Origin of the sequence: uncultured Pelagibacterium sp. (genome assembly GCF_963972885.1) — a bacterium.
Classification (GTDB): domain Bacteria; phylum Pseudomonadota; class Alphaproteobacteria; order Rhizobiales; family Devosiaceae; genus Pelagibacterium; species Pelagibacterium nitratireducens.
In genome coordinates this window covers 1-23364 of the sequence record NZ_CAXAXY010000042.1, presented here as the reverse complement: position 1 = coordinate 23364, position 23364 = coordinate 1, and the positions used below count along the sequence as shown (strand labels likewise).

Below are 23364 nucleotides of genomic sequence, written 5' to 3'. Positions count from 1 at the left end.
CCCGGTACGCCGCTGAACAGATGACAATCCCCGTCGATATCGCGCAAAGGATGAAGTCTCTGGAGGACGAGGGTAAGACGGTCGTTGTCGTTCTCGAAGCAAAAGCATTGCTTGGTTTTATCGCCTTGCGCGACGAGCCGCGCGAGGATGCCGTTTCCGGCCTTGCGTCGCTATCGGCGCTGGGCTTGCACAGTGTGATGTTGACGGGAGACAACGCGCGGACGGCTGCGGCCATTGCCGGAACACTCGGCATCACCGCGAAATCCGAACTCATGCCAGACGCCAAGCTGGATGAGATCGGCAATCTGCGAAAGGCAGGCGGGGTCGCCATGGTGGGCGACGGCATCAACGATGCGCCGGCACTTGCCGCGGCGTCGGTAGGCATTGCCATGGGCGGCGGCACCGATGTCGCGCTCGAAACCGCCGATGTCGCGCTGTTGAAGAACCGGGTTTCGGGCGTGGCGGAAACCATCGCCCTGTCACGGGCCACGATGGGCAACATCTGGCAAAATATCGCCATCGCACTCGGTCTGAAGGCGATCTTCTTGGCAACCACCCTGACCGGCACGACAACCCTTTGGATGGCGATCCTGGCTGACACCGGCGCGACGGTTCTGGTGACTGCCAATGCGCTGCGCCTGTTGCGGTTCTCGTCAAGCCAAGCCGTGCCGTCGGGAACAGCAGCCGCGCCCGCCGAGAACGGCGTGGGGCAACGTGGCGCACTGCAATCGACCGATGACCGCGTTACGCCTTCCGAAGCGAACAAGGGAGAAGCTGCATGATTGCAAAGGCCATATTTGCCGCTTTGATGCTTTTGCCGATAGCGGCTCCGGTCGCGGCCCACGAGTATACGGTCGGTTCACTTGTCATCGACCATCCTTGGGCGCGCGCCACACCACCAGGAGCTCGCGTCGCGGGGGGATACCTTGCGATCACCAACACGGGTCAAGAGGCCGACCGGCTGATTGGCGGGACGGCTCCAGATGCCCAGGCAGTCGAGGTGCATGAATCGAGCCTCAGCGCCGATGGCATCGCTCGGATGCGCCCTCTGGCGGAAGGCCTACTCATTCCGCCGGGGGAGACTGTAACGCTTCAACCCGGCGGTGTTCATCTCATGATCATCGCGCCCACGAAAGCTCTCAAGATAGGTGAATCGTATTCGGCGGCCTTGCGGTTTGAAAGTGCCGGTGAAGTGCCATTGGAGTTTGACGTCGTCTCGATAGGCGGACAACCTGCCAGCGAAGTCCACGGCTCTCCCCAATGACCAAGACGCTCAGGATCATCAAATTCGGCGCTTGGGGACTGTTGGCATTCGTCGCGCTTGCGATTGGTCTGGGCGCCATCCTCGAGAGAGTCAATTCCAGCCCCTCCACTGGGTCGACGGGTTCTTTGGCGATCGGGGGACCGTTCGAATTGACCGCCCACACGGGTGAAACGATCACCAACGAAGACCTGGCTGGCACTCCATATCTCGTATTTTTCGGTTTCACACATTGTCCCGATGTCTGCCCGACCACACTGGCGCAACTGACGGCAGTGCTCGAACAACTCGGTCCCCAGTCCGAAATTACCCCGCTCTTCATCACCGTGGATCCCGACCGGGATACGCAAGACATCATGGCGGACTATGTTGGATATTTCGACGAACGCATCCTCGGCCTCCGGGGAAGCCTCGAGCAAACCGAGCAAGCTGCCGATGCTTTTGCCGCCTATTTTGAAAAAGTCCCGCTCGAGGATGGCGGCTACACAATGGACCATACCGCGAGTGTCTTGATGATGGATGCTCAAGGCGAATTCGCAGGCACACTCGATATTCACGAACCACTGGACACCCAGGTGGAAAAACTGCGCCGGCTCACAGGGGCCGACGCCTGAGGAATGGAGATAACACCATGAGATACCTGACTTTAGCAGGCCTGACCGTGTTGATCGGCACCATTGCGTCTGGTGCCGCGCTTGCGGCTCAGCAGGCACAGGTTTATTCGACCTCGGGTTGCGGATGCTGCCTGTCCTGGGTTCGCCATCTCGAGGAGAATGGTTATCGTGCAAAGGTTGAAAATCTCGACATGGGTGCGCTCATGCTGCGCAAGGTCGACGCCGGCTTAGGCCCCGACCTTGCCGCCTGCCACACGGCCGAAATCGATGGCTATCTCGTCGAGGGACATGTTCCCGCACGCGAGATCGATCGCCTTCTGGCCGAGCGGCCAGACGCGGTCGGCCTTGTTGTTCCAGGCATGCCCAGCGGTTCGCCGGGGATGGGCGAACCGACCCCGGATATGGAGCCCTATGATGTGCTCCTGTTGAAGCAAGATGGCAGCACCGAAGTCTATGCAAGCTATCCCTGACTGGTAACGCCTGAGCCGTAGATGCCGACGTTCATCCAAGTTCTGTTGTTGTCCCTTCTGCCTGCAGCCGGCAATTTCATCGGCGGTATCGTTGCCGAATTTGCCCGCGTCAGTGACAAGGCCCTCAACCGTGCACTGCACGCTGCCTCCGGAATTGTCGTGGCGGTCGTTGCTATCGAGATCATGCCCGAAGCGCTGGGGGGCGCATCGGCAGTACTCGTCGTGATCGCGTTCTGCCTGGGCGGGGCCGCCTATGTCGTTCTCGATCGCGGCCTCGGCACCATTCTGGGCGGATCGGGAGAGCAAGGGCCGTGGATGATCTATGCTGCGGTTGCAATTGATCTGTTCAGCGACGGCCTGATGGTGGGGATCGGTTCGACCGTCTCGATCGGTTTGGCTTTGGTCCTCGCAATCGGACAGGTGACCGCAGACCTTCCTGAGGGGTTTGCCGCGGTCGCCAATCTTCGCAAGAGCGGGATATCGCGGACCAAACGCATCCTACTTGCTGCATCCTTTGCCTTCGCCAGCCTTCTGGGGGCCACGGTCGGTTTCTGGCTTCTCCGGGACCAGGATCGGACCATACAGTTGGCAGCCCTCGCGTTCGTGGGCGGTATCCTGCTTCTCGCAGCGGTCGAAGATATGCTGAACGAGGCCCACGGTGCCAGCGCCGATGCCAGTTGGTCATCGGCCTCTTTCATCGGCGGCTTCGCTCTTTTCACCCTGATTTCCAGCTTTCTGGGGTGAATCTATGGGCCTTTTGAGCAGAAGCGAAATCCGCTGCCTCTATGATCGGACCGCTCCGATCTACGATTGGGCATTGTTTGCATACAGACTCTTGGGCGTGCAGGCTCAACGTCGAACCCTAATCCGAATGGCCAACATTCGTTCAGGTGACACCGTCATCGATCTCGGATGCGGGACCGGTGCCAATTTTCCTTTCCTTGTCCACGCTGTTGGACCGCAGGGACGGATCATAGGAATTGACCTCTCCACCAGCATGCTGGAGCGCGCGCGAGCGTTGGTCGACCGCAAGGGGTGGTCAAACGTCGACCTCATTCAAGGCGATATCGCCGAGGCTCCCAACCGTTTCGAGTTCGACGCGGCAATTGCTGCATTTGCGTTGGAGATGGTGCCGGACTATTCTGAGGTCATAGCTACGATCGCGCGACGGTTGCCGCCGGGCGGGCGCCTCGCATCCATTGGGCTCAAGCATCCGGATCGATGGCCCGGTTGGCTGGTAGACTTTGCCATCGCAATCAACAAGCCGTTCGGGGTGAGCCGGGACTACCAAGACGTGGCGCCCTGGCAGGCCATGGATAGTCATCTCCACGACGTCACGTTCCAGGAATTATGGTGGGGCGCCGGATACCGATGCGTGGGAACTGGCCGCTCCTTAGGAACGGCGGTAGCAACGGCATGACCGAAACGCAAGGAGGTATGGCCGTTGTCTTCGACCGGGAGCTGACAAAGGCAAGCTCGGCTCCTGAGGCTTTCGACGTTATCGTCATCGGCGCAGGTCAATCGGGGCTGGCCATGGGGCATCGCCTCGCGCAATCTGACGTTCAGTTCGTAATCCTCGAAGCGTTAAGCGCAGTCGGGGATGTCTGGCGCCGGCGCTATGACGGGCTCACCCTGTTCACACCCCGGACCATGAGCGCGCTTCCGGGTCTGGCCCTTGATGGTGAACGCGATGGCTATGCCACCAGGGAAGAGTTCGGCAGCTATCTCGAGAGCTACGCGAGACGCTTCAATCTACCAGTCTACCTCGACCATCGTGTAGTGGCACTGGAGCAACATGGTGAGAGGACATTCTTTGTTCGGTGTGGCAATGGTCGGACCTTCACTGCGCCATCGGTGATCGTGGCAACAGGGCCATTTCAGGTACCAAAGATCCCTGCCATGGCTGCCGACGCGCCCAATATCGGGCACCTTATAGCAGAGACTTTCCGAGCCGCTGCCATCAGGGACCGCTCACGCGTCCTTGTTGTTGGCGACGGAGCCTCAGGGCGTGACATCGCGGCCGGCTTGTCCCGCGATCATGAGACATTTCTCGCAACCGGCAAGCCGCGCAAAATGCTGCCCGAGCGAGTTTTTGGCCGGAGTGTCTGGCAGTGGCTTAGGGTCTTTGGAATGCTCTCGGCGACTCGCAAATCGCCCATCGGTCGCTTTATGGCCCGTGCTGATCCTTTTCCCCATCGGGGGAACGCCCTCAAGGATTTAGCCCGAATGGGCGTTCGCATTCGCCCGCGCCTGACAGGCTTGGATCGATCGTCAGCCAGTTTTGCGGATGGTTCAAACCAACAGGTGGATGTTGTGATCTGGGCGGTCGGATATCGGAACGATTATTCGTGGATCCGGTTCGAGATGGATCAAGGGGAAGGGAGCGAGCCTGTCCCCGGCCTGTTCGTCATCGGGCGACCGTGGCAGTTCGGTCGTCGTTCCAGCCTCATCGCGGGTGCCGAACCGGATTCGAACATTGTTTCGCAGGCAGTGCTGGCGCGTCATCGCCACCAGATCAGTAGGCATCAGGGGGCAGATCACAAACATGCTTTGAATCGGAAGGTCTCGTAGCCGGTCATGCCATTGAGCCGCGTTCAAAATCAGAAGGATAGGCAATTTGGGTCTCTCGGTATTTCGGATGCCGAGCCTCTTCTCGTCAACGCGGCACACGGCCCGATACCGCAGGCGGGAGAGCTGGACATAAACTCGGTGATAGCGATCACCCTCACCGGCATTGTGTCCTTCCTTATGATGGCCGGGGCCATTTTCCTCGCCTTCGAGGGCAGAGACACCTTTTCCACCTTCTCAAGCGCCTTCCACGCAAGCTCGAAGCCCGAAACGTCCCGCACAGCCGACGGCAAGACGAATCGTGCCCGAACCACGGTTCAGAATGCCCCGAACCGGCGCACGTTCACCTTGAGCGTAGCTGAAACCGATGGGCGCTCTGCGCAGCTTCGCAACCAGGAGTTTGAGTGGCTCAACGTTTCACTGGCAACATCAGCGACCATTCTGACCGCCGATATTCCAGCGCCAGAAGATGTCGATGATGACATGGGTGTAGCAATGACGCCAACTGAAGACACGGCGCCAAATATCGCATCTCAAGTCTACGGTGAAGCGGTCGACACCGAGGTTCTCATTTCCTCGAAGCCAATGCTGATGGATGCCGCGCCACCGTTAGCTGTAAGTGATGCATCAGCGGTCGCATTCATTTTGGACCAATCGCCTACAGTGCCGGTCGGGCCGCCGTCCCCGGCTTTCGCCTACGCAGCGGTGCCCTCGGAATTCCCCGCCGTTGTCTCCTCGATTGCGTCCAACGTGCCCGATAACGTCTCTGTGGTTCCCAAAAGAAGAGTGGGGGCAGGCTCAACGGAGCGACTTATCAAGCTTGAGGAAGAAAGCTTGGTTACTGAAGTTCTGGATCAGAATGGCTTCACGCTGGGAACATCGGCCCAGATCGTCGAGGCCACCCGTAACGTCCTCGGGCTCTCGAACCTGCCGGCCCGAACGCGCCTCAGAATCCTTTACCGCACAGGGGACGAAACCGAAGCCTCGCGCCCGGTTCGCTTGAGCGTTTATCTTCATGACGAGCAGACAAATTCCGATGCACATGCCTTCACAGTCGCGCAGACCGATTCCGGTCGTTTTGTTCTCGCCCTGGAACCGCCAAGCATACCGTTTCCCGAAGAAAGCGCTGAACGGGTCGACGTTGCAGCGCTTCCCACGCTTTATCGGTCAATCTGGGAAACTGGGAGGCGCAGCGATTTGCCGGACCACGTCATCGAAGATCTCATTTCGATCTTTTCTAATGATGCCGATCTTCGGAAAACGGTGGCTCCGGGCGATAAGCTTGAAATTCTGAAAGCCAATGCAACCCAGGATCACGAGGACCTGCTCTACGTGTCACTCGTGAGCAAAGGAGAAAAACTGGAACTTTTCAGATTCACGGACAGATCAGGTGCAGTTGGATACTTCGACCGCGAAGGCGCATCGGGTGGTGCGCTCTTGCTGCGTCGGCCACTAGAGGGAGGCGGAATTTTGACGTCACCGATGGGAATGCGCGTGCATCCGGTCACGGGTCGGCGGCTCGGTCATGAGGGCGTGGACCTGGCGGCAGGGGCCGGGACGCCAATCTATGCCGGTGGCGACGGCGAAGTGAAGCTGGCCGGTTGGAATGGCAATTATGGACGTCAAGTCCAGCTCACGCACGTCAATGGATTCGAAACCTCCTACTCCCACATGAGCGGCATTGCCGATGGCATCGCTCCCGGAACCCAGGTCGAACAGGGGCAAGTCATAGGCTATGTCGGAACGACCGGCCTCTCGACGGGAAACCATTTGCACTACGAAGTAACAGTGAACGATCGACTTGTGGATGCCCTGAGTGTGCGCCTGCCACCACGAAAGGCTGTCATGCCCGGGGAAATGGGAAATTTCGCTGACGTAGTCTACTCAGTCGAGCAACTCCTCGAAGAGGAGACGCCAAGACAGTTGCCCTCGCCATCAAATAGAAGCTGACGAAACTGTGACTGGACGCTACGTCCATCTTTGGCCCACCCCACAAATACAAGGAAAGGAACGGACATCACTATGCTCCATGCCGAAACCGAAAAGCGCAAGACAGCACCCCAGACGCGGCGAACCTTCATGAAGTTGGGTTCTGCAGCAGCCTTGGGTGGCCTCCTGGCCGCCTGCCAGACCACTCAGCCTGAAGTTGCCCCGGTCGAGCCACGGATCGATCCAGTCTATCTCGACATGTATGGACCCATGCCCCAGGAACGCTTTCCTGTGCCAGCTGTCGATCTGCGCCAACTGGACCCTGCTTACTACCGGCGCGTCGTCCCAGACCCGACAGGGGAAACCCCGGGAACCCTCGTCGTTGATACGGCAGATCGCTATCTCTATCTGGTCCGCGCAGACGGTCAGGCTGTGCGCTACGGTGTTGGTATAGGTCGAGCTGGATTTGGTTGGTCGGGCCAGGGCACCATCGCTTACAAGAAGAAATGGCCCACCTGGACACCCCCGGCAGAAATGATCGAACGTGAGCCAGAGCTCGAGAAATGGGCCGACGGACAACCGCCGGGTTTGACCAATCCACTGGGTGCGAGAGCTCTCTATATTTTCCAGGATGGTCGGGACACGCTCTATCGGCTCCACGGAACAGGGGAGGTCTGGTCGATCGGCCGGGCGGTTTCCAGCGGCTGCGTTCGCCTCCTGCATCAGGATATCATCGATCTCTACAACCGCGTTCCAAATGGCGCGCCCATCATCGTGGTCTAGAAAAGGACTTCATAATCACCATGACCGCACACACCAAACCCCACCAATCCAATCCGAAAAGTCGAAGAAATCTGATCACGCTGAGCATTCTCGCGCTGTTCGTGGCCGCCAGCTTTTTGTTCAGCTTCACCCATATCGGTGATGAGGTCGCGGCATCTGCAATCGAGAGCGGGCCCACCACCTAGCTTTTGCCTCACACACTGCATCAAGTCGCAGGTCGGTTTTCCGCATCGAGCTCAAAAAGCCATTTTGCTGCGATATAGACGCCGGCCGAAACGTAGAACAACGGGCATGCCACGATCATGATCAGGCCCGCGAGTTCTTGATCAGCGAGCGTGATACCCGTTGGCACTCCGTCCATACCCATGTTCATGGCGAAAATCGGCCGACCGGCGAAGATCATGAGAGCAGCGAGAAGACAAAAGAGCTTTGCTGTAATCAATAAGCTGAAAATGCCTACCCAGCGGCGTGACGATGGCAGTGTAAGGACGGAGGCCCAGAACCACAGCGCTACCGCGAAGAGCGAAAACTGCATGAACACGTGAAGCGCAGACGAAGCCATGGCCGCGTTCATTACAGGGGGGGCGTGCCACATCCAGAACACGCAAAGTTGAACCGCAGTGGCCCAGTGCCAACTGCGCCACAGATTGGATGGAAGATGACGCAGGACGAAAACGACTGCAGCCGGCGCGATGACGTTCATCGTCGCTATGTGCTGCAGCATGTTAGCGCTCAGGGGGCCGATGGACCAATCCAATTGCCTCACCTCTCTAACTCAACTGTCCAGCAATGTATTTATGCCCATGGCTCCGAATGAGCGTTGCGGGCAGAATTCTACCGACTATGACCACTCCATAGAACCACAGGTTCTCCGTTTTCTCAAAGTCAGCCTTGCTGCTCGTCTGCTCATGTCGAAGATGGCGCGCGACACACTGGCGGTAACCCACTAATGGCCGTGATCGCCATCCCCGCGGTCTGTCCCGTGGTCATAAATTTGGGCATTCTTATGCGCGTCGGCTTCCCGTTCGAATTCGAGGGTTGAGTGGGTGATGCCGAATCCGTCTTCAATTGCCTGTTTAATCGACCGCTTCACGTCTTCGAGCTCCTCCCATTTGCTCTGCTCGATGACGACATGCGTGTCGAGAGCGGCGGCATGCTCCTCCATCTGCCAAAGATGCACATGGTGGACGTCAACAACCCCATCAATCCCGCGCACTGCCGAAATCACCGCGTCATTGTCGAGGTCAGGGGGACTCCCAAGCATCAACGTGCGAATGGGGCCGCCGATTTCGGTAAGGGCAAGATAGAGGATGTAAAGTGCGATCCCTATGGTGATCGCAGGATCGACCCACCTCATGTCGAAGAGCAGAATGAGGGTCCCGCCCAAAATCACGGCAACCGAGGCGAGCGCGTCGGAAAGGTTGTGCAGAAAAAGGGCTCTAATGTTCACGCTTCCCTTCTGCATCGAATACGTCAGGAGCGCGGTGAGGGTATCGACGGCAAGCGCCACAGTGCCGAGTATGACCACTGTCCATCCCGCGACCTCCGGTGGATCCACCATGCGCATGACACCCTCGTAGATCAGATAGAACCCGATCAGAACAAGGGAGGTATAGTTGATAAGCGCGGCGACGATCTCGACCCGACCGTACCCAAATGTCATCCGTGCATCGGCCGGCCGTCGCGATATCTTTCGTGCGCCGAAGGCGATCACGAGCGAAGCCATGTCCGAAAAATTATGTATCGCATCGGCAATCAGCGCGATGCTGCCCGAAAGGATACCTCCGATTATCTGGGCGACCGTGAGCAGACCATTGGCCCATATAGCAATGGCAACCCGACGATCGCCCGATTTTGGGTCCAAGTGCGCATGACCATGATCATGTGACATGAAATACTCCGTGCTGGCGCAGTGTCATAGGGTGAACATTGCGGTTGCGAAAAGGTTCAGCGCGCGGGTTGGTCCGGCTCAACATATGCAAGTTCTGCCTCACGTGGCAAAGTTCGCCCATAGAAATTCAGCAGCGGTCGCAAATTCTGCTTGAACCTATACCGGCTATAGCTTGTAGACATTGAGCGAAGCTTTCAGGCGCACCAAAAGAGTCATCATGGCCCATCGCAGTGAGAATATCGTTCTGGTCGCTTGGATGCTCTCGCTGACCAGTTCGCTGGCCGTGCTGTTCATTGGCGAAGTCCTGGGGCAGATACCATGCTCGCTTTGCTGGTTTCAAAGAGCCTTTATGTTCCCCCTGGCCATAGTGCTGGGGCTGGGTGTGTGGTGGCGAGACCCGATGGTAGCGCGATACGGGGTCATCCTGGCGGCAATCGGCGCATTCATCGCCTTGTGGCACCTCGGAGTATTTTATGGTTTGACCCCCGAAAGCATACGTCCATGCAGTGCTTCGGGGCCATCCTGCTCAGGGTCGGAGATGACTGTGCTGGGCCTGCCAATCCCCTTGCTATCGCTCGTGGCGTTCGGCGCCATCGCAACGCTACTCATCACGTCCCTACGAAAGAACCCCAATGAATAGAAAGATCCTTGTCATTTCTATCCTCGCCGCAGCGTTCATCGCGTTCGGCGGCGCGGCATGGTATGTGAGCCAACCCGTGCCGACCACCGATGTCGCAGCCGCCGATTCCGGGATAACGGAGGCGTTGGTTCGCGGGCATTCTCCCATACTCGGGCCGGAAGAAGCGCCGGTGACCATTGTCGAGTTCTTTGATCCTGCTTGTGAGGCCTGCCGTGCCTTCTATCCGGTAGTCGAAGACATCCTGACCGATTACCCCGACGATGTGCGGGTGGTTTTGCGATACGCGGCGTTCCACGGGGAAGCGTCAGAGCAAGCAATCAAGGTCCTCGAAGCCGCGCGCATGCAGGATGTTTTCGTGCCAGTTCTCGAAGCACTGCTTGAGGCACAACCGGAATGGGCGGCCCATGGGTCCGCACCTCAGGCCAACATTCTCGAAATTGCTGGCGGAGCCGGTCTCGACGTGGAAGCGGCATCATCGCAGATCATGAGCCCGAGCACGGTTGGGCTCATGAACCAGGATCGCACCGATATCGAAACTATTGGCGTAAGCCAAACGCCCACATTCTTCGTCAATGGTCGACCATTGACCGAATTCGGCGCAGAACAACTGCGTGCGCTTGTTGACGAAGAGGTGGCGCGTGTGGGCGATAGCTAGAACTCCGCTCCGCTTCTTCTCCCAACAGTTCCAAGGATCTTGCATGGACACGCTGTCGCCGATCGCGCTTGGCTTTTTCGGAAGCCTCGCGACCGGCCTGCTGACCGCCGTAGGAGCGCTTCCCGTTCTTTTCGGACGCGTTCCCGCCCGCCCCACGCGTGATCTTCTATTGGGTTTTGCCGCAGGGGTGATGTTGGCGGCGTCGTTCTTCTCCTTGATCATTCCCGCGCTCGACGCTGCAACCGAGCGTTACGGCGATGGAGCAATTCCGGCTGGGTATCGTTTTGGTTGCCAACCTGTTGGGTATGGGCGCAGTTGCCCAGCTTTTTTAGCAACTCACAACCCGCCGTAAGGCCCCGCAGCGGGTGCCGGTTCTGGGGCCAATTGCATTGATGAAGTCATCAAAGGCTTCTGCCAATTTCGGCGTTCCGCGAACGGTGATATTTTCCTTTATGCACAACGCCCGTCGCAACGAACTGAAATGCAGGGGCGCGGCAACTGCGCATGAGATCAAGCGAAGCTTGGCGGATCTCAGCGAGCGATCATGACGGCGCCCAGAATGCGGCCAGGCAAAGCGCCGTCCTTTTCCTGCATGATGAGCGCGAACCCATCGTTGGCAGGCCCCAAAGCCTCAGGCACCGGGATACTTATCTCCATACCGGTCGTTGGATCCCACATCCCGACTGGTCGACGGGACGTGACGATATGAGAATACGAAAGGCGTTGGCCCATATTTTCGCCACTTGCAACATCAACCTCGGCACTGTCCCGGAAAGTGACCAGCCACACAATCGCATTTCCTAGACCGGAACGCGGCCCCGCCGTGATATTAACGATGTCTTGAGATTCGATTTCAACGTTTAGAGAAAGTTCCAGACTGGCGCTCTCCAGTGCGGTCCGCAATTCCTCGGCACTAGAGCCGACCACAGCGCGTTCACCGTTGAAGATCATCTGCGGCGTGTAGATTCTGCCGGTGCCCGCCCTCTTGGCATACGCCTTCTGGAGTTCACCGTTGGCCGGCAAAGCGAACGTATCGGCCCAGCCGGCGTAATCCCAAAAGTCCACATGATAAGAAAGAGTTATAACCTTGTTCTCGTCGCCCAGCCGAGTCAGAATCCGATCTGCTGCCGGGCAGGGCAGACAACCTTGGCTCGTAAAGAGTTCGACAACGGCCTCGGGCTGCTCTTGCATTTCCCAGGAGAACGCGGCGCCAGCCGTCAGGCAGATCATCACCGCAAAACACCAGCGGAGAATGAGCCTGCCATTTATGGAGATATGCACGAACATTGCGCTTCTGTAGGCATGAGGCTGTGCCGCCGCTACTCAATTCATGGTGAGGTCGTCCACAATGATGGCGTTGTTCACTGATGAGAGCCAGAATGGCATCCGGCGTTCGGGTTCAAGGGACCCGAGGCATCAAAGCGATTCTTTTGTATGAGTGGGAAAGCTCAGCCATTTTGAACCTCCTTTTCGCCATGTGCCAGAACACTCTCCAAGCGCAAAAGCCCGGCAGACGATCGTCGGCAAGATTGAAGGCTGGCCAATGATAGCTGCCAATGGAGAAATCCAGAAAATCGGTCATGGCGCCCTGCCGCGGCCGGTCGAGCAGGTTGCCCAGTGCGCGCCGATGATGAGCCAGAGGCCCGTGGCCGTGAGACGGTTCGGGCGATCCAGACAAGGAGCTCCGCGACTATGGCGAGCGTGCACTCCATCTGGATCCAAGCCGGAGCCCCCCGAACTTTCCGAAGCCTACGTCGGTGTTGAAGCCGAGCACGACCAGTCGCCCGACAAGCAGAAATCCGCCAGTGCGATTGAAAGGCTCGCCTGAGCATATCGCATAATCCCTTAAGACTCAGGCTCAGCCGATCCGGTCGCTGGCCGGGAACGTGCGGAGGCACCAAAATTACAAAGCTGGAGAGATAGCCGGTAGTGGGCGACACCATAACCACCCCGCCAGGGACGGCAACCTTGGGGGGCCCGGCCATTTCGGCGCATTGACAAAATCCGTGTCATGAACCCGCGCAGGATAAAGGGCAGGCCAAGGTCCAGCGAGTATACGGTCAACAGTGCCGTTCCGCTTGCAACTGTGGCGTTGGCGACTGCTCCATGTACACCGAGCCCCATCAAACTACCCAGATGCAAATCATTCCTACTTGCAAAAACACACGACTGTGCGATAGTTGTTGCGAACCATTCGCATTAGAGGACGCTATGGCACTCGACAAATCCGTGGACATGGTGAGGCGTCGCAGCCTCATTATTGGTGGCTTGGCCGTCGCGGGCAGTACGGTTGTGCTGACCTCCTCTGTCGCTGGTCAATCCATGCAGGGTCACGATATGACCGCGATGCCAGACCCTGATCGACCTCCCCTTGATCTGGACGCGGCGCCTGGGGCGCATGAAGGCGGACACGGGCGGATGACGACGGTGGGGAATGTCGACCTACAGCGCAACGGCTTCGATCCGACTGCAATGCTAACCGAATGGGATGTCGGCACCGTCTCGACGATGGATGACGGACGGACGCTGCGCACCTTCGAGGTAGAGGCCATCGACAAGGAGATCGAGATCGCCCCGGGTGTGATGTTTCCAGCCTGGACCTTCAACGGCCGTGTGCCTGGTCCCGCTCTCAGAGCAAAGGAAGGCGAACGGCTGCGGATCATCTTCCGTAACTACGGCTCCCATCCGCACTCCATGCACTTTCACGGCATCCATTCCTGGCGCATGGACGGTGTGCCGGGGGCTGGCTTGATCAACCCGGGCGACGAGTTCATATACGAATTCGATGCCAAGCCATTCGGCTGCCACCTCTATCACTGTCATGCATTTCCGCTGAAGCGGCACATGCACAAAGGCATGTACGGAGCCTTCGTGATCGATCCCGATCCGAACCTCCATCCTGACAATACCGATGTCGCGCGATCCCGCCTGTTTGGCACGCCGGAGAATGCCCGCTGGCAGGAACTGGTGATGGTCATGAACGCCTTCGACACCAATTTCGACAATGAGAACGAGTTCTACGCGGTCAACACGATCGCCAATGCCTATTCACAGAAGCCCATCCACATCGAGAAGTCGCGACCGGTGCGCATTTATCTCGTCAACGCAACCGAATTCGATCCCATCAACTCGTTTCACCTGCACGCCAACTTCTTCAACTACTTCGATACCGGCACGACCCTGACCCCGACCCTGCGCACCGTCGATCTGATCATGCAGTGCCAGGCGCAGCGGGGCATTCTTGAGTTTAGCTACGCCGACCACGAGGCCGGCATGTACATGTTTCATGCCCACCAGTCAGAGTTCACCGAGCTGGGGTGGATGGGCATGTTCGACATCGTGGAGGCCTGATATGACCGAGCTTGCACAATCGTCCAACGCCTCGTCCGGCCTGCGCCGGTTTTTCTGGCTGCTGGCGCCCCTGCTGGTGCTGGCCATTGCCATTATCTGGGTTGCTGCGGCAGACCCGCTTCGAAGCTTCAACAATGGCGCCCCTCCGGTCGAAGCGATCACCTTTGAGAGGACGGTCCTGAATGACGGTGGCATCCAGGTCCAGGTCCGTGCCGGCGGCTCCGAGGACATGACGGTCGCGCAGGTCCAGGTAGACGACGCCTATTGGGATTTCGCCATGACCCCCTCCGGCCCGCTGGCGCGCGGATCGACCGCATGGATAGACATTCCCTATCCCTGGGTGCTGGGCGAAGCGCACCGTGTCAAACTGATGACCAATACCGGCGCTACCTTCGAGCACGAAATCGCCGTCGCGGTGCACACGCCGGTTGCCACCCAAAGACAACTCCTCCAGCAGGCCGTGGTCGGTGCGATCGTCGGTATTTTGCCTGTCGCCATCGGTTTGATGTTCTATCCGGCCATGCGCAACATGGGCACGTCAGGCATGGGTTTCGTGCTGGCCCTCACAGTGGGCTTACTCGCCTTCCTGCTCGTCGACATGACCCTCGAGGCGTTGGAGTTGGCTGCCGAGTCGGCGCCTCTTTTCCAGGGGCCGGCAATGGTCATCCTCGCGGCTCTGGCGACGTTCCTGATTCTCATGGGTATCAGCCGCCGCGGCGGGCGGCCCGAAGGGCTGGCTTTGGCATTTTACATCGCCTTCGGGATCGGCCTGCACAATTTTGGAGAGGGCCTCGCCATTGGCGCAGCCTTCGCCGCTGGCTCTGCAGGTCTCGGGACCTTCCTCGTTCTCGGTTTCGCCATTCACAATGTCACCGAGGGTATCGGCATTGCCGCTCCCATCGTTCGACAAAAGCCACCGCTTTGGGCCTTCGGTGCCCTTACATTGGTCGCTGGTGCACCTGCGGTTTTTGGCATGTGGATCGGCAGCCTCGCCTACGGCTCCCAATGGTCAGCCCTCGCCCTGGGGGTTGGGGCCGGTGCCATTCTCCAAGTGATCGTCGAAGTGAGCGCCTTTTTCCTGCGCAGCAGCGGGGGCCGGGGGCCATCCTGGTTATCGCCGCCGGTCCTGTCGGGCTTTCTGGTCGGCGTGGCGTTCATGTACGTCACAGCTGCCGCCATCAAGGTGTAGCGGGAGCCCCATCGATTGAAAGGCGACGCTTTTGCGGGCACTCCTGCTGTATTCATTCTGCACAAGCGCAACGCAACACTTGTGAATGTCATGTTTCTCGTTGGCTCCACTCCCTTTCATGAAGATTTTTGGGACCGTGCTTCGGCGCAATTGGCAAGACCTATGGAGGAGGCTACCTCTTTTCGCCGTGAATTGCCGCTTGGTAGCGCGCGTCCGACGTCCGCTTTTAGTCGACCGCTGAAGCGGCAAACCTGTCTGATTTGGTGAAGGTTCAACCGCAATCCGCGCATGGAAACCGTGTGGCAAACTCTGCTGCGACCGCGGCAGTCGGCAATCCAGTCATCGGCCAAGTGTATGAAGCGCAGGGCTACTTCGCGGGTCAGGTCACGCCGGATTGGATCGCCATCCCAAATCCGGTTTTCAGCCGGTTTGCATTGAAGGTGCAGAGCAAGATGGTGACGATGATATGGCTGTTCATTGGCTCGAGGGAGGCTCCTGATTGTGGACACGGATGCCGGATAGATCAATTCGGATAGAAGCGGAGTTGGGGTCCTGATAGCTAAAGGGCGGCTCCGACGGCCCCGCCTCGGCCTCAGCCTGGGCGGCATCGCCGGTTCCGGGTTCCGCCTGCGCCGTCGAGCGCTCGGGCGCCATGACCTCGACTTCCGGATCTTCGGCATAGAAGATGCGTTCGCCCTCGAACCAGCCGGTGCGATAGGCATAGATTGCGTCCTCAAAGGCCGGTTCAGCCGGACCGCCATACCATTGCGTCACCACGCGCAGCACCTTGTCGAAAAGCTCGGTGCCCATGCGCAGGTTTTCGCAACTGTCGAACAGCTCATGGCTGATCTGGCTCGGATCAGTCACACCCAAACCGGCTGGGTATTGCGTTACCCCGACGCGCACATTCGCCTGCCCTACCCACTCCCGCGTCGTCTCAACGGCCTGCTCGATCGTCTCGGGCTTGGGTACGAGGATTGTGCGCTTGCCTTGGGAAACATGGATGGTCAGATGGTCGGAAGCGTTCATTTCGGAAACGAACTGCTGAACAATTTCGACCTCAAGCCGGGGATCAGCACAGAGCTGGATCAATTCAGGATCGATCATCGGGCCCTCCTTAGTGGTTGAAAGCCATTACCAGTGGCACGCCGAAAAGCGCGGCCCACGCCTCGGCGCTCGCCTTCTGAATGGCGACGATGTTGGTATCACCCGTCCACCAGCCGTTCCCCGTCGCAACGATGACCTCCGGGCCAAACAGCATGGATTGCAGGATCGGCCAGATAACGAGTTGTTCGTAGCAGATGAGCGGCGCTATCGAAACGCCGGCAAAGTCAACGACCGGATTGGCGAAGAAATGCGCATTCGCCCCCCCTGTAGTCCAAGGCTGCCACATGGAGATCGGCACAGGCATTCGCTCATAATAGATGACCTCGCTGCCCTCTCCGGACACTTGCACCATGACGTTATCGTAGCCGGAGTGGTCGATGACAATTGCACCGCCATTGATCATCACATCGGTTCCGGCCAACTCGCGGGTCCACAGGCGCTCGGTAGTCGCGGTCCAGATTCCGAATGCGCTTTCGGGCAAAACAACAACGCTTGCCCCCTGCCCTGCGGCCTCCTTCACCATGGCGATGGTCGCCATGTGCTGCGCATAGTCGGCGTACTGGCCCGCTTCACTGAACTGGAAGCTCGTATCGATCCCTTGCCAGCCTTCCGGCACTGTCGGCAGGGTCCAGCTTGCGGCGGACCATGCGAACGCTCCTCCCAGGGCGAGCGCGGCGATCGGCCATAATCTCGTCGTCATGATGAGAAGGCCAGTCGCTGTCGCTGCAAGGCCGAACCAGCCCCAGCCGGGAAACAAGACGCCGGCCGCCGTGATCGGGCTCGCCCATCCGGCTATGCCGAATGGTGGCAAGCTCATGAGGATCGTGGCTATCGCGTAGCGAATGGGGCGCTGCCACCCTGCCTTTCGAGTCCAGACAATGGTGTGAACCGCAACAAACATGAGTGAGGCCAACAGCCAAAGCACAAGGCCCATCCCCATATCCGAACCGTAGAAGATCGCGACGCCTTCGGGCAGGCCGCGCGATGCGGCGAGGAAATGGGCAAGAGCGACAAGCGCGGCAACGGCGCGCGACGGTGCGAAGGCCCAAAGCGCCGGGAAAAGAACGCCGGCAGCAAGGGCGAGTGTATGACCGCTCCACCCGACGGCTCCGGTGAAGATCCCGCCCGCAATGAATGCGGCCGAAAGCGCGATGCTACGGGGCGAAGGTGAAAACTTCGCGGGCAAGCCCAAGTGTCCCCTCGGCCGGGAGCGGCCCGAAATAGCGTGAGTCATAGGAACCGACAAAATCTGAGTGAACAAAAAGCGCGCCCGTTTCCACGGTCCCGCCGCCATGAACCGGCATTGCCCGCCCCTCGGCATCTGCCTCGAGGACGGCGGAGTGTGGAAGCGGCGTGCCGTCAATGATGACCTGGCCGTCAACCTCGACCGTTTGTCCGGAAAGGGCGACCACGGTTTTGATGAGCGGTCCAGATCCCGAAGGGCATAGGCCGCGCGGCAGATATCCGCGTTCAAGCGCCAGCTCGGCCGCCGCGCCCGGTGGCGGGCAGATAAATATTCGGTCCCCTACCCTCACCTCGCGGTCCAGCGGCTCAATACGCCACAAGCCGTAGGCGTAGCTGGGCGTGAAATTGACGCGATAGCCCCCAAAGGCGAAGGCGGCCGCCATAGAACCGAGAACGACGACGCCGATGACGGCGATAGCAGCGCGCCGGCTGGTCATCGCGTCATCCCCTGATCGCGGGTTTGCGTCTGCGCCCGGGCTTGCTGTCGGGCCTGCTTCTGCTCATGGGCCGCGATCTGCTGGCTGGCATGGAACAGGGGCCATGCCGCTGCCAGCTTCGCCCGGTCGCCTTCGGTCACCTTCGACGCCGCCGCCTCAAAGGCTGGTCCACTCGGCTCTTTCGATGCGAAGGCGCGCTTGCCGAACTTTTCGTCCAGGGACGTGTTGAGCCGGTCGATCTCCCCTTTGACCATCTTGTCGGCCAGGGCGTAGGCCATGCCGGAATCGATATCGTTGCGGTCGATCGCGTCTCGCACACGCTCCAAGACACCGTTCCCTGCCGACGAAATTGCCGGGACGTCGATGCGCTGAAGATCCCGCTCACGCGAAAGCTCGACCGTGCGAAGGTCCGCAATCTCGGCGCGCAACCGGACATAGTTGCCGATCTGATCACGAAGCGCCGGCACGTTGTTGATGGCACGATCCCGCTCGGCCTTGGCGGCGCTCGATGCAAACAGGCCGGCTTTGCCGCGCAACGGGCCATAGGCTTCTGGATCACGGCCAAGCTGATTGCTGATCGCCTCGGCCGCCGCCCGGTCGCCCTGCAGGGCTTTTTCGAGCCCCATCGAGGCGATGGCCTCCTGCGGCTTCTCATAGACGTTGTTCATGCGGTCCTGAATCTGCGTCCAGTGGACGGTGAGTTGAGCATCTGACTGCATCTTTGCCTCCGCGGCTTGGGGGATCGAAAGTCGCCACGTCGCGCGGCCGCGCAACCATGGCTGTGAGGGTGCAGGCATTGCCTGCGCGACAATTGTGCGGTCACGGCCAAACCGCTCGACAAAGGCCGCAAGCTTGCGACTGGCGGCGGCGAGGCGGTCACGCTGACGTGCCAGCCAGCGGGTTTGATTGACGGCCGCGGCCTTCATGACGCGAGCGCCATGCATCCCGCGACGGGTCGCATAGGCCACGGCCTGGCCGTAGAGTTTCGAGCCGACGAAATCGAGCGTCGTGGATTTGGCGGCCGAACGCGACATGCGCGCGACGAGCTGGCCAAACAAAGCTGACTTTTCAGGCTCTCTCGCAAGGCGGGCGGCGCGATCTGCAACTGTTTCCAGCCGGATCGCTTCCCACACATTGCGCTCCACAAGACGTTCCTCGAGCCGTGTCGCCCCGGTCGCGGCATCCTTGACCGGAACCTTTACAGTCACTTCCTCCGTACCACTGCGGCGAAGCGAAACCGTGTCGCCTGTCTCGGCCCCTGCCCTCGCTATGGCCTGCGGAAGTGCCACGCCCCAAAGCCGGTGAATGACACCATCGGGGGTTTTCACATCGGCATAAGGGGTGGGCTTGGCATCGGGATCGTCACCGAACCCCGCCTCGCCCTTTTCGACCAGCTCGCCGGTGACACCCTGCGCATGGTCGACTTTGCCGGGGCGGCGGAACAGGATCTCGGCGCCCACGGCAGCAAGCGCCGGGTCGCCCGCCTCAATGACATTGGCGGTCCAGACATTGCGCTCGGCAAGACGTTCCTCGAAACGCTTCTCGCCGGTTGCTTCGTCCACGACGGCAACTCGAACCGTAACCTCTTCCGTGCCGTCCTGGCGCAGCGTGATCGTGTCACCAATCCGGGCATTGGCATTGCCAGTCGCCTCCGGCAAGCTCACGCCCCAAAGCCGATGTGTGATCCCGGCCAGGTCGCGCAAATCGACATAGGGCGTCGGCCTGGCGTCCTCCGCATCGTGGAACTTAGCCTCCCCTGCGTCGATCATCTGGCCGGTAACACCAGCAGCATGATCGACGCGGACCGAACGTTTGAACTCGTCGGCACCTGCATAAAGCTGAACCTCGTCACGGTGCCGGGTGAGCGCCACATAGGTCAGGTGACGATCGAACATGGATGACGCCAGGACCTTCACCTTGTCGATGGTAACGCCCTGGCTCTTGTGGATCGTGGTGGCGTAGCCGTGATCGATCTTGGAATAGATATGCTGCTCGATCGTGACGCGGCGCGTCCCTTCCCCACTACGTGGGTCCCCACTCTGTGGGTCGCCAACCTCGGCAATGATCTTGCCGCGCTCGGCCTCGACGACACGGCCGATCATGCCGTTCATAACGCCAAGCGAACCTTCGTTTTCCAGGAACACGATCTGGTCGCCGGCTGCGAAATTGCGCACGCCACTGGCCGTTCGGAACGCATGGCCTTCCTCGATCAGCCCTTTCGCGCGCAAGCCTTCGCGGGCGAGCGCATTGAGCGCCGCCACGTCCCTGTGCATGAAAGCCATCATGAGGGTGGTGCGGTTCGGATCGTAATCGGCAACCCAATCGCCCACCATGGACGCAATAGCCTCGTCCTTGGTGGCCTTCTCGATGATATGTCCCTTCTCCTGATAGGCCGCCAAAGCATCGCTCACATTGCCTCGTGCCAGGGCCATGGACGCATCGCGCATCCACTGCTCACGCTGGCGGTAGATGGTCGAAAGCTCGGCAAAACCGATCTGTTCGGACAGGGCTCGGAACGCTCCGCCCGCCTCGATCGGTTGAAGCTGGTCGGCATCGCCAACCAGAACGATCTTTGCTCCGGCATGAGCTGCGGCCGATATGAAATTGGCCATCTGGCGCGAGGACACCATGCCCGCTTCGTCCATGACGAAGACGGTCTTGTCGTCCAGCTTCAAGCGGCCCTGCTCCCATTGGAGCGCCCAGGACGCGAGCGTTCGGCTTTCAATGCCGGCCTCCTTTTGAAGCCCCTCGGCGGCCTTACCGGCCAGCGCGCCACCCACGACGCGATAGCCGAATGCTTCCCAAATTTCCCGCGCCGCTTTCATCATCGTTGTTTTGCCTGCACCGGCGCGACCGACGACCAGCGCGAGCCGTTCATTGCCGGTTGCAAGCTCGATGGCGTTGCGCTGCTCATCGGAAAGCTGGCGATGATTTGCCAGAACCTCGTTGCGGATATGGACCTCGGCGCCGAACGCACCATGCGTCGAAAGATGCACCGCCTGCCGGGACATGGCGTCCTCGATCCGCACCATCTCCCGCGTGGCGAATTGTGCCGGCCGCACTTCGCCGGTCTCAAAATCGACGCCCTCGCTGGCGAGCATGACAAGCTCCGGGCTTGCCATGATCTGCGCCAACAGGTTCTGAAACTGCTGACCATCATCAATCCAGCGATGCAGATGCTTGGCGATATCGCGCTCGTCAAAGACGCTCTTTTCCCGCGATAGGGCATCAATCACGATCCCCGGTCGGCGGGCGATCCGGGCGGCATTATCCCGACGCAAATCCTCATGAAGCGCCATGCGATCAAGGTCGACTTCGCGACCTTGCGCCAGCGCCTCCTTGGCAATGTTCCGCGTCCGAATGCCAATCTTTCCCTGTGGCGTAAGGTCGATGCCCTGCTCGGCATAGGAGCGGTGATCGACGCGCGCATCGATGCCGTGTTGGGCAAGATGGACATTCTGAACCTGAGCCCAGGCCGCGCGCATCTCGTTGAGGGTTCCACGATCACCGGCCCACAGCCGGTATTGAATCTTGCCGTTCTTGCCGCGCTGAGGGTTCCCGTAATTGTCGAGAACCGGCACCTTCTTCGCTCCGAAACCCTCTTGGGTGAGCGGGCGCAAGGTCGTCATGATATGAACGTGCGGATTAGCTTCGACATCGTGATAGACCCAATCGGCCACCATTCCCCGGAGCAACATCTGCTGCCCAATGAAGTCGCGCACCAGCTCAATGTTCTGATCCTTGGTCAGCTCCTTCGGCAGCGCCAGGACGAACTCTTTCGAGAGCTGCGCGTCACGCCGCGTCTCGAAATCTTCGACCATGTTCCAGAACGCCTCTGAAACCTCGACGGCGCTGCGGCCCTCCATCATCGAGTGCAACCACTCTGGCGCATCCTCTGGGGCCATGAACTCCGAATAGGCGACATTCTTCTTGTTCGAAAAGTCCGCAACGCGGTCCTCTCGCTCAAACTCCATACGGGCGGCGTGCCGGTAGGCAGCGGCGGCCACAGCGCTGCGGCCCTCGCCTCGGCTGATGACTTGGCTTTCAAGGTGGTAGATCGCCATTAGCCCTCGCCCGGCGCAGAAGCGCCCTCAAGCTGGCGGGGGTGGAAAGGCGAACACGGCAATCAAGCCTCCCGGCGCACGTCGCGAAGCGACGTATAAGCGCGCCCTTGGACCATTCTTCGAATGGCGGGATTTGTCGCAGACCTCATCGGTCTGCGCCTACTGTGGATTTCCACAGGTGCGCGCCATGCTTCCAATCGGGCAGTGTCCAGGCGAAGAACTACGCTTTTCGAAACAGGAGACACACCGCATATGAGACGTTCCTCGTCAGGCATCCGCGAAGAGATCGAACGGCTTCAGGAGCAGCTGAAACTCGCAGAAGCGAAAGAGGCCGAGCGCATCGGCCGGCTGGCGATGAAGGCGGGATTGGGCGATGTCAGTGTCGACGACGCGGCGATTCTGAAGGGGTTTAAAGAACTCACCGTGCGATTTCAGAAGCAGGCCGAAACGCCCACGGGCGACCGGGCTTCTGGTGCTCAAACGAGCCGTTCTGATGCATGAGCGGCGCTATCAGGCATCGCAAACAAACGCGCGGAAAAAGGATGCACGAGAGAAAATCCAGCTCGGCGGCCTTGTCGTCAAGGCTGGGCTTCGGCACGAAGACCGGGCCCTGATCCTCGGTGCACTCGTTGATGCGGCTTGTCGCATCAACGACGGGGCCGAACGGACACGCCTGATGGCCATTGGAAAGGCAGAGTTCAACAATGACAGCAAAGAGGCTGGCGCTGCTGATCGTCCCGGCGGCGCTAATGATCGGAGCGGTTCTGGCGCTTAGAGGCAGTGAAACCTGGCTCGCATCATTCGGTACGACGCCCTGGTCATACCAGACGCTCGGACGGCTCGGGCTCGCCCTTCCCTATGCCATGGCGGCCGTGATCGGCGTCACATTTCTGTTCGCTGCGCAAGGATCGCTTGTCATCCAGTTCGCGGGTCAAGGCGTCCTCATCGGAGGACTTGGTGCGCTCGCACTCGCGATCGTTTCGGAGGCTGCGCGCGTGTCCGGCTTCGCCGCACAGGTCCAAAGCGGATCGGCCATCGACTACCTCGATCTTTATTCCCTCGGAGGCGCGGCCATTGCCTTCGGAGCCGGAATGTTCGGCCTCAAGGTTGCACTCAAGGGAAATGCCGCTTTCGGTGCGACCGGTCCGAAACGGCTGACG

25 protein-coding genes and 2 pseudogenes are annotated in these 23364 nt (G+C 59.6%); 19 read left to right on the top strand and 8 right to left on the bottom strand.

The features are described from left to right. The 10 genes from AACZ55_RS08890 to AACZ55_RS08845 all read left to right on the top strand — a co-directional run. The coding region (locus AACZ55_RS08890) for an HAD-IC family P-type ATPase (RefSeq protein WP_339645324.1) at nucleotides 1-782 on the top strand (782 nt) is incomplete at its 5' end. Beyond that, entirely contained in the window at nucleotides 779-1264 is a 486-nt protein-coding gene (locus AACZ55_RS08885) for a copper chaperone PCu(A)C (RefSeq protein ID WP_338610999.1), read from the top strand. The genes AACZ55_RS08890 and AACZ55_RS08885, both read left to right, overlap by 4 nt. Next, on the top strand, nucleotides 1261-1875 hold the full coding sequence (locus tag AACZ55_RS08880) for an SCO family protein (RefSeq protein ID WP_339645322.1): 615 nt from the start codon (nucleotides 1261-1263) through the stop codon (nucleotides 1873-1875). The genes AACZ55_RS08885 and AACZ55_RS08880 overlap by 4 nt, the downstream gene beginning before the upstream one ends. A gap of 17 nt (nucleotides 1876-1892) precedes the next feature. Beyond that, nucleotides 1893-2345 carry a DUF411 domain-containing protein gene (locus AACZ55_RS08875; protein WP_338611002.1) on the top strand — a complete coding sequence of 151 codons (453 nt, stop codon included), beginning with the start codon at nucleotides 1893-1895 and terminating at the stop codon, nucleotides 2343-2345. 21 nt (nucleotides 2346-2366) lie between these two features. Continuing rightward, entirely contained in the window at nucleotides 2367-3089 is a 723-nt protein-coding gene (locus tag AACZ55_RS08870; RefSeq protein ID WP_338611004.1) for a ZIP family metal transporter, read from the top strand. A 4-nt stretch (nucleotides 3090-3093) separates the two neighbouring features. Then, complete coding sequence (locus tag AACZ55_RS08865) at nucleotides 3094-3765, top strand: methyltransferase domain-containing protein (protein WP_339645319.1); 672 nt, start codon at nucleotides 3094-3096, stop codon at nucleotides 3763-3765. Further along, nucleotides 3762-4916: an NAD(P)/FAD-dependent oxidoreductase gene (locus tag AACZ55_RS08860; RefSeq protein ID WP_338611007.1), complete on the top strand. Its 1155-nt coding sequence runs from the start codon at nucleotides 3762-3764 to the stop codon at nucleotides 4914-4916. Before AACZ55_RS08865 ends, AACZ55_RS08860 begins: the two co-directional genes overlap by 4 nt. 12 nt (nucleotides 4917-4928) lie before the next feature. Continuing rightward, a complete protein-coding gene (locus tag AACZ55_RS08855) occupies nucleotides 4929-6863 on the top strand; it encodes a M23 family metallopeptidase (RefSeq protein ID WP_338611009.1) in 1935 nt (644 codons plus the stop codon). Between the two features lie 129 nt (nucleotides 6864-6992). Further along, complete coding sequence (locus AACZ55_RS08850; RefSeq protein ID WP_338611054.1) at nucleotides 6993-7625, top strand: L,D-transpeptidase; 633 nt, start codon at nucleotides 6993-6995, stop codon at nucleotides 7623-7625. 20 nt (nucleotides 7626-7645) lie between these two features. After that, nucleotides 7646-7810, top strand: coding sequence for a hypothetical protein (locus AACZ55_RS08845; protein WP_338611010.1), 165 nt, complete (start codon nucleotides 7646-7648; stop codon nucleotides 7808-7810). Nucleotides 7811-7830: 20 nt separating this feature from the next. Here the strand turns inward: AACZ55_RS08845 and AACZ55_RS08840 are convergent, their stop codons facing one another. Together AACZ55_RS08840 and AACZ55_RS08835 are read right to left on the bottom strand one after the other, a co-directional pair. After that, nucleotides 7831-8349 carry a cytochrome c oxidase assembly protein gene (locus AACZ55_RS08840; RefSeq protein WP_338611012.1) on the bottom strand — a complete coding sequence of 173 codons (519 nt, stop codon included), beginning with the start codon at nucleotides 8347-8349 and terminating at the stop codon, nucleotides 7831-7833. Between the two features lie 222 nt (nucleotides 8350-8571). Beyond that, nucleotides 8572-9516, bottom strand: a complete 945-nt coding sequence (locus AACZ55_RS08835; RefSeq protein ID WP_338611014.1) for a cation diffusion facilitator family transporter — start codon at nucleotides 9514-9516, stop codon at nucleotides 8572-8574. Between the two features lie 217 nt (nucleotides 9517-9733). Between AACZ55_RS08835 and AACZ55_RS08830 the strand changes: the two genes are divergently transcribed. The 3 genes from AACZ55_RS08830 to AACZ55_RS08820 are packed head-to-tail and all read left to right on the top strand — an operon-like array spanning nucleotide 9734 to nucleotide 11163. After that, nucleotides 9734-10156 (top strand): disulfide bond formation protein B, encoded by a 423-nt coding sequence (locus tag AACZ55_RS08830; RefSeq protein ID WP_339645315.1) that lies wholly within the window; start codon nucleotides 9734-9736, stop codon nucleotides 10154-10156. Further along, nucleotides 10149-10811, top strand: a complete 663-nt coding sequence (locus AACZ55_RS08825) for a thioredoxin domain-containing protein (RefSeq protein WP_338611016.1) — start codon at nucleotides 10149-10151, stop codon at nucleotides 10809-10811. The genes AACZ55_RS08830 and AACZ55_RS08825 overlap by 8 nt, the downstream gene beginning before the upstream one ends. Nucleotides 10812-10854: 43 nt before the next feature. Further along, nucleotides 10855-11163 carry a hypothetical protein gene (locus AACZ55_RS08820; protein WP_339645313.1) on the top strand — a complete coding sequence of 103 codons (309 nt, stop codon included), beginning with the start codon at nucleotides 10855-10857 and terminating at the stop codon, nucleotides 11161-11163. A gap of 179 nt (nucleotides 11164-11342) precedes the next feature. Here the strand turns inward: AACZ55_RS08820 and AACZ55_RS08815 are convergent, their stop codons facing one another. After that, the gene (locus tag AACZ55_RS08815; protein WP_338611017.1) at nucleotides 11343-12098 is read right to left on the bottom strand and encodes a DUF1223 domain-containing protein; all 756 of its coding nucleotides are present in this window, start codon (nucleotides 12096-12098) and stop codon (nucleotides 11343-11345) included. Nucleotides 12099-12210: 112 nt separating this feature from the next. After that, complete coding sequence (locus tag AACZ55_RS08810; RefSeq protein WP_339645311.1) at nucleotides 12211-12393, bottom strand: hypothetical protein; 183 nt, start codon at nucleotides 12391-12393, stop codon at nucleotides 12211-12213. Between the two features lie 629 nt (nucleotides 12394-13022). Between AACZ55_RS08810 and AACZ55_RS08805 the strand changes: the two genes are divergently transcribed. The 3 genes from AACZ55_RS08805 to AACZ55_RS08795 are packed head-to-tail and all read left to right on the top strand — an operon-like array spanning nucleotide 13023 to nucleotide 15618. Next, a complete protein-coding gene (locus AACZ55_RS08805) occupies nucleotides 13023-14162 on the top strand; it encodes a multicopper oxidase domain-containing protein (protein WP_338611018.1) in 1140 nt (379 codons plus the stop codon). A 1-nt stretch (nucleotide 14163) separates the two neighbouring features. Then, nucleotides 14164-15351, top strand: coding sequence for a ZIP family metal transporter (locus AACZ55_RS08800; RefSeq protein WP_338611019.1), 1188 nt, complete (start codon nucleotides 14164-14166; stop codon nucleotides 15349-15351). Nucleotides 15352-15366: 15 nt separating this feature from the next. Continuing rightward, nucleotides 15367-15618, top strand: coding sequence for a hypothetical protein (locus AACZ55_RS08795; protein ID WP_338611020.1), 252 nt, complete (start codon nucleotides 15367-15369; stop codon nucleotides 15616-15618). Between the two features lie 207 nt (nucleotides 15619-15825). Here AACZ55_RS08795 and AACZ55_RS08790 read toward each other — a convergent pair whose 3' ends face one another. Genes AACZ55_RS08790 through traA form a run of 4 tightly spaced genes read right to left on the bottom strand, consistent with a single transcriptional unit; the run spans nucleotide 15826 to nucleotide 22204 of the window. After that, nucleotides 15826-16458 (bottom strand): conjugal transfer protein TraH, encoded by a 633-nt coding sequence (locus AACZ55_RS08790; RefSeq protein ID WP_338611021.1) that lies wholly within the window; start codon nucleotides 16456-16458, stop codon nucleotides 15826-15828. A 10-nt stretch (nucleotides 16459-16468) separates the two neighbouring features. After that, nucleotides 16469-17644 carry a conjugal transfer protein TraB gene (locus AACZ55_RS08785; RefSeq protein ID WP_338611023.1) on the bottom strand — a complete coding sequence of 392 codons (1176 nt, stop codon included), beginning with the start codon at nucleotides 17642-17644 and terminating at the stop codon, nucleotides 16469-16471. Then, nucleotides 17613-18140 (bottom strand): conjugative transfer signal peptidase TraF, encoded by a 528-nt coding sequence (traF, locus tag AACZ55_RS08780; RefSeq protein ID WP_338611025.1) that lies wholly within the window; start codon nucleotides 18138-18140, stop codon nucleotides 17613-17615. Before traF ends, AACZ55_RS08785 begins: the two co-directional genes overlap by 32 nt. Continuing rightward, nucleotides 18137-22204 carry a Ti-type conjugative transfer relaxase TraA gene (traA, locus tag AACZ55_RS08775; protein WP_338611027.1) on the bottom strand — a complete coding sequence of 1356 codons (4068 nt, stop codon included), beginning with the start codon at nucleotides 22202-22204 and terminating at the stop codon, nucleotides 18137-18139. Before traA ends, traF begins: the two co-directional genes overlap by 4 nt. A gap of 252 nt (nucleotides 22205-22456) precedes the next feature. Here traA and AACZ55_RS08770 point away from each other — a divergent pair, with 252 nt between their 5' ends. The 3 genes and pseudogenes from AACZ55_RS08770 to AACZ55_RS08760 all read left to right on the top strand — a co-directional run. Continuing rightward, nucleotides 22457-22705: a TraC family protein gene (locus AACZ55_RS08770; RefSeq protein ID WP_338611028.1), complete on the top strand. Its 249-nt coding sequence runs from the start codon at nucleotides 22457-22459 to the stop codon at nucleotides 22703-22705. Then, nucleotides 22698-22916: pseudogene (traD, locus tag AACZ55_RS08765) on the top strand (conjugal transfer protein TraD); the annotation flags it as partial. The gene AACZ55_RS08770 and the pseudogene traD, both read left to right, overlap by 8 nt. Then, a pseudogene (locus AACZ55_RS08760) lies at nucleotides 22909-23364 on the top strand (conjugal transfer protein TraG); the annotation flags it as partial. The pseudogenes traD and AACZ55_RS08760, both read left to right, overlap by 8 nt.

What these genes read in the sequence shown, in the direction of transcription:
- AACZ55_RS08840 (WP_338611012.1), bottom strand. Translation starts at nt 8,349, where the DNA reads ATGCTGCAGCACATAGCGACGATGAACGTCATCGCGCCGGCTGCAGTC.
- AACZ55_RS08800 (WP_338611019.1), top strand. Translation starts at nt 14,164, where the DNA reads ATGACCGAGCTTGCACAATCGTCCAACGCCTCGTCCGGCCTGCGCCGG.
- AACZ55_RS08810 (WP_339645311.1), bottom strand. Translation starts at nt 12,393, where the DNA reads ATGACCGATTTTCTGGATTTCTCCATTGGCAGCTATCATTGGCCAGCC.
- AACZ55_RS08885 (WP_338610999.1), top strand. Translation starts at nt 779, where the DNA reads ATGATTGCAAAGGCCATATTTGCCGCTTTGATGCTTTTGCCGATAGCG.
- AACZ55_RS08815 (WP_338611017.1), bottom strand. Translation starts at nt 12,098, where the DNA reads ATGTTCGTGCATATCTCCATAAATGGCAGGCTCATTCTCCGCTGGTGT.
- AACZ55_RS08835 (WP_338611014.1), bottom strand. Translation starts at nt 9,516, where the DNA reads ATGTCACATGATCATGGTCATGCGCACTTGGACCCAAAATCGGGCGAT.
- AACZ55_RS08845 (WP_338611010.1), top strand. Translation starts at nt 7,646, where the DNA reads ATGACCGCACACACCAAACCCCACCAATCCAATCCGAAAAGTCGAAGA.
- AACZ55_RS08820 (WP_339645313.1), top strand. Translation starts at nt 10,855, where the DNA reads ATGGACACGCTGTCGCCGATCGCGCTTGGCTTTTTCGGAAGCCTCGCG.
- AACZ55_RS08875 (WP_338611002.1), top strand. Translation starts at nt 1,893, where the DNA reads ATGAGATACCTGACTTTAGCAGGCCTGACCGTGTTGATCGGCACCATT.
- AACZ55_RS08865 (WP_339645319.1), top strand. Translation starts at nt 3,094, where the DNA reads ATGGGCCTTTTGAGCAGAAGCGAAATCCGCTGCCTCTATGATCGGACC.
- AACZ55_RS08790 (WP_338611021.1), bottom strand. Translation starts at nt 16,458, where the DNA reads ATGATCGATCCTGAATTGATCCAGCTCTGTGCTGATCCCCGGCTTGAG.
- AACZ55_RS08850 (WP_338611054.1), top strand. Translation starts at nt 6,993, where the DNA reads ATGAAGTTGGGTTCTGCAGCAGCCTTGGGTGGCCTCCTGGCCGCCTGC.
- AACZ55_RS08825 (WP_338611016.1), top strand. Translation starts at nt 10,149, where the DNA reads ATGAATAGAAAGATCCTTGTCATTTCTATCCTCGCCGCAGCGTTCATC.
- AACZ55_RS08805 (WP_338611018.1), top strand. Translation starts at nt 13,023, where the DNA reads ATGGCACTCGACAAATCCGTGGACATGGTGAGGCGTCGCAGCCTCATT.
- AACZ55_RS08770 (WP_338611028.1), top strand. Translation starts at nt 22,457, where the DNA reads ATGAGACGTTCCTCGTCAGGCATCCGCGAAGAGATCGAACGGCTTCAG.
- traA (WP_338611027.1), bottom strand. Translation starts at nt 22,204, where the DNA reads ATGGCGATCTACCACCTTGAAAGCCAAGTCATCAGCCGAGGCGAGGGC.
- AACZ55_RS08880 (WP_339645322.1), top strand. Translation starts at nt 1,261, where the DNA reads ATGACCAAGACGCTCAGGATCATCAAATTCGGCGCTTGGGGACTGTTG.
- AACZ55_RS08870 (WP_338611004.1), top strand. Translation starts at nt 2,367, where the DNA reads ATGCCGACGTTCATCCAAGTTCTGTTGTTGTCCCTTCTGCCTGCAGCC.
- traF (WP_338611025.1), bottom strand. Translation starts at nt 18,140, where the DNA reads ATGACCAGCCGGCGCGCTGCTATCGCCGTCATCGGCGTCGTCGTTCTC.
- AACZ55_RS08830 (WP_339645315.1), top strand. Translation starts at nt 9,734, where the DNA reads ATGGCCCATCGCAGTGAGAATATCGTTCTGGTCGCTTGGATGCTCTCG.
- AACZ55_RS08860 (WP_338611007.1), top strand. Translation starts at nt 3,762, where the DNA reads ATGACCGAAACGCAAGGAGGTATGGCCGTTGTCTTCGACCGGGAGCTG.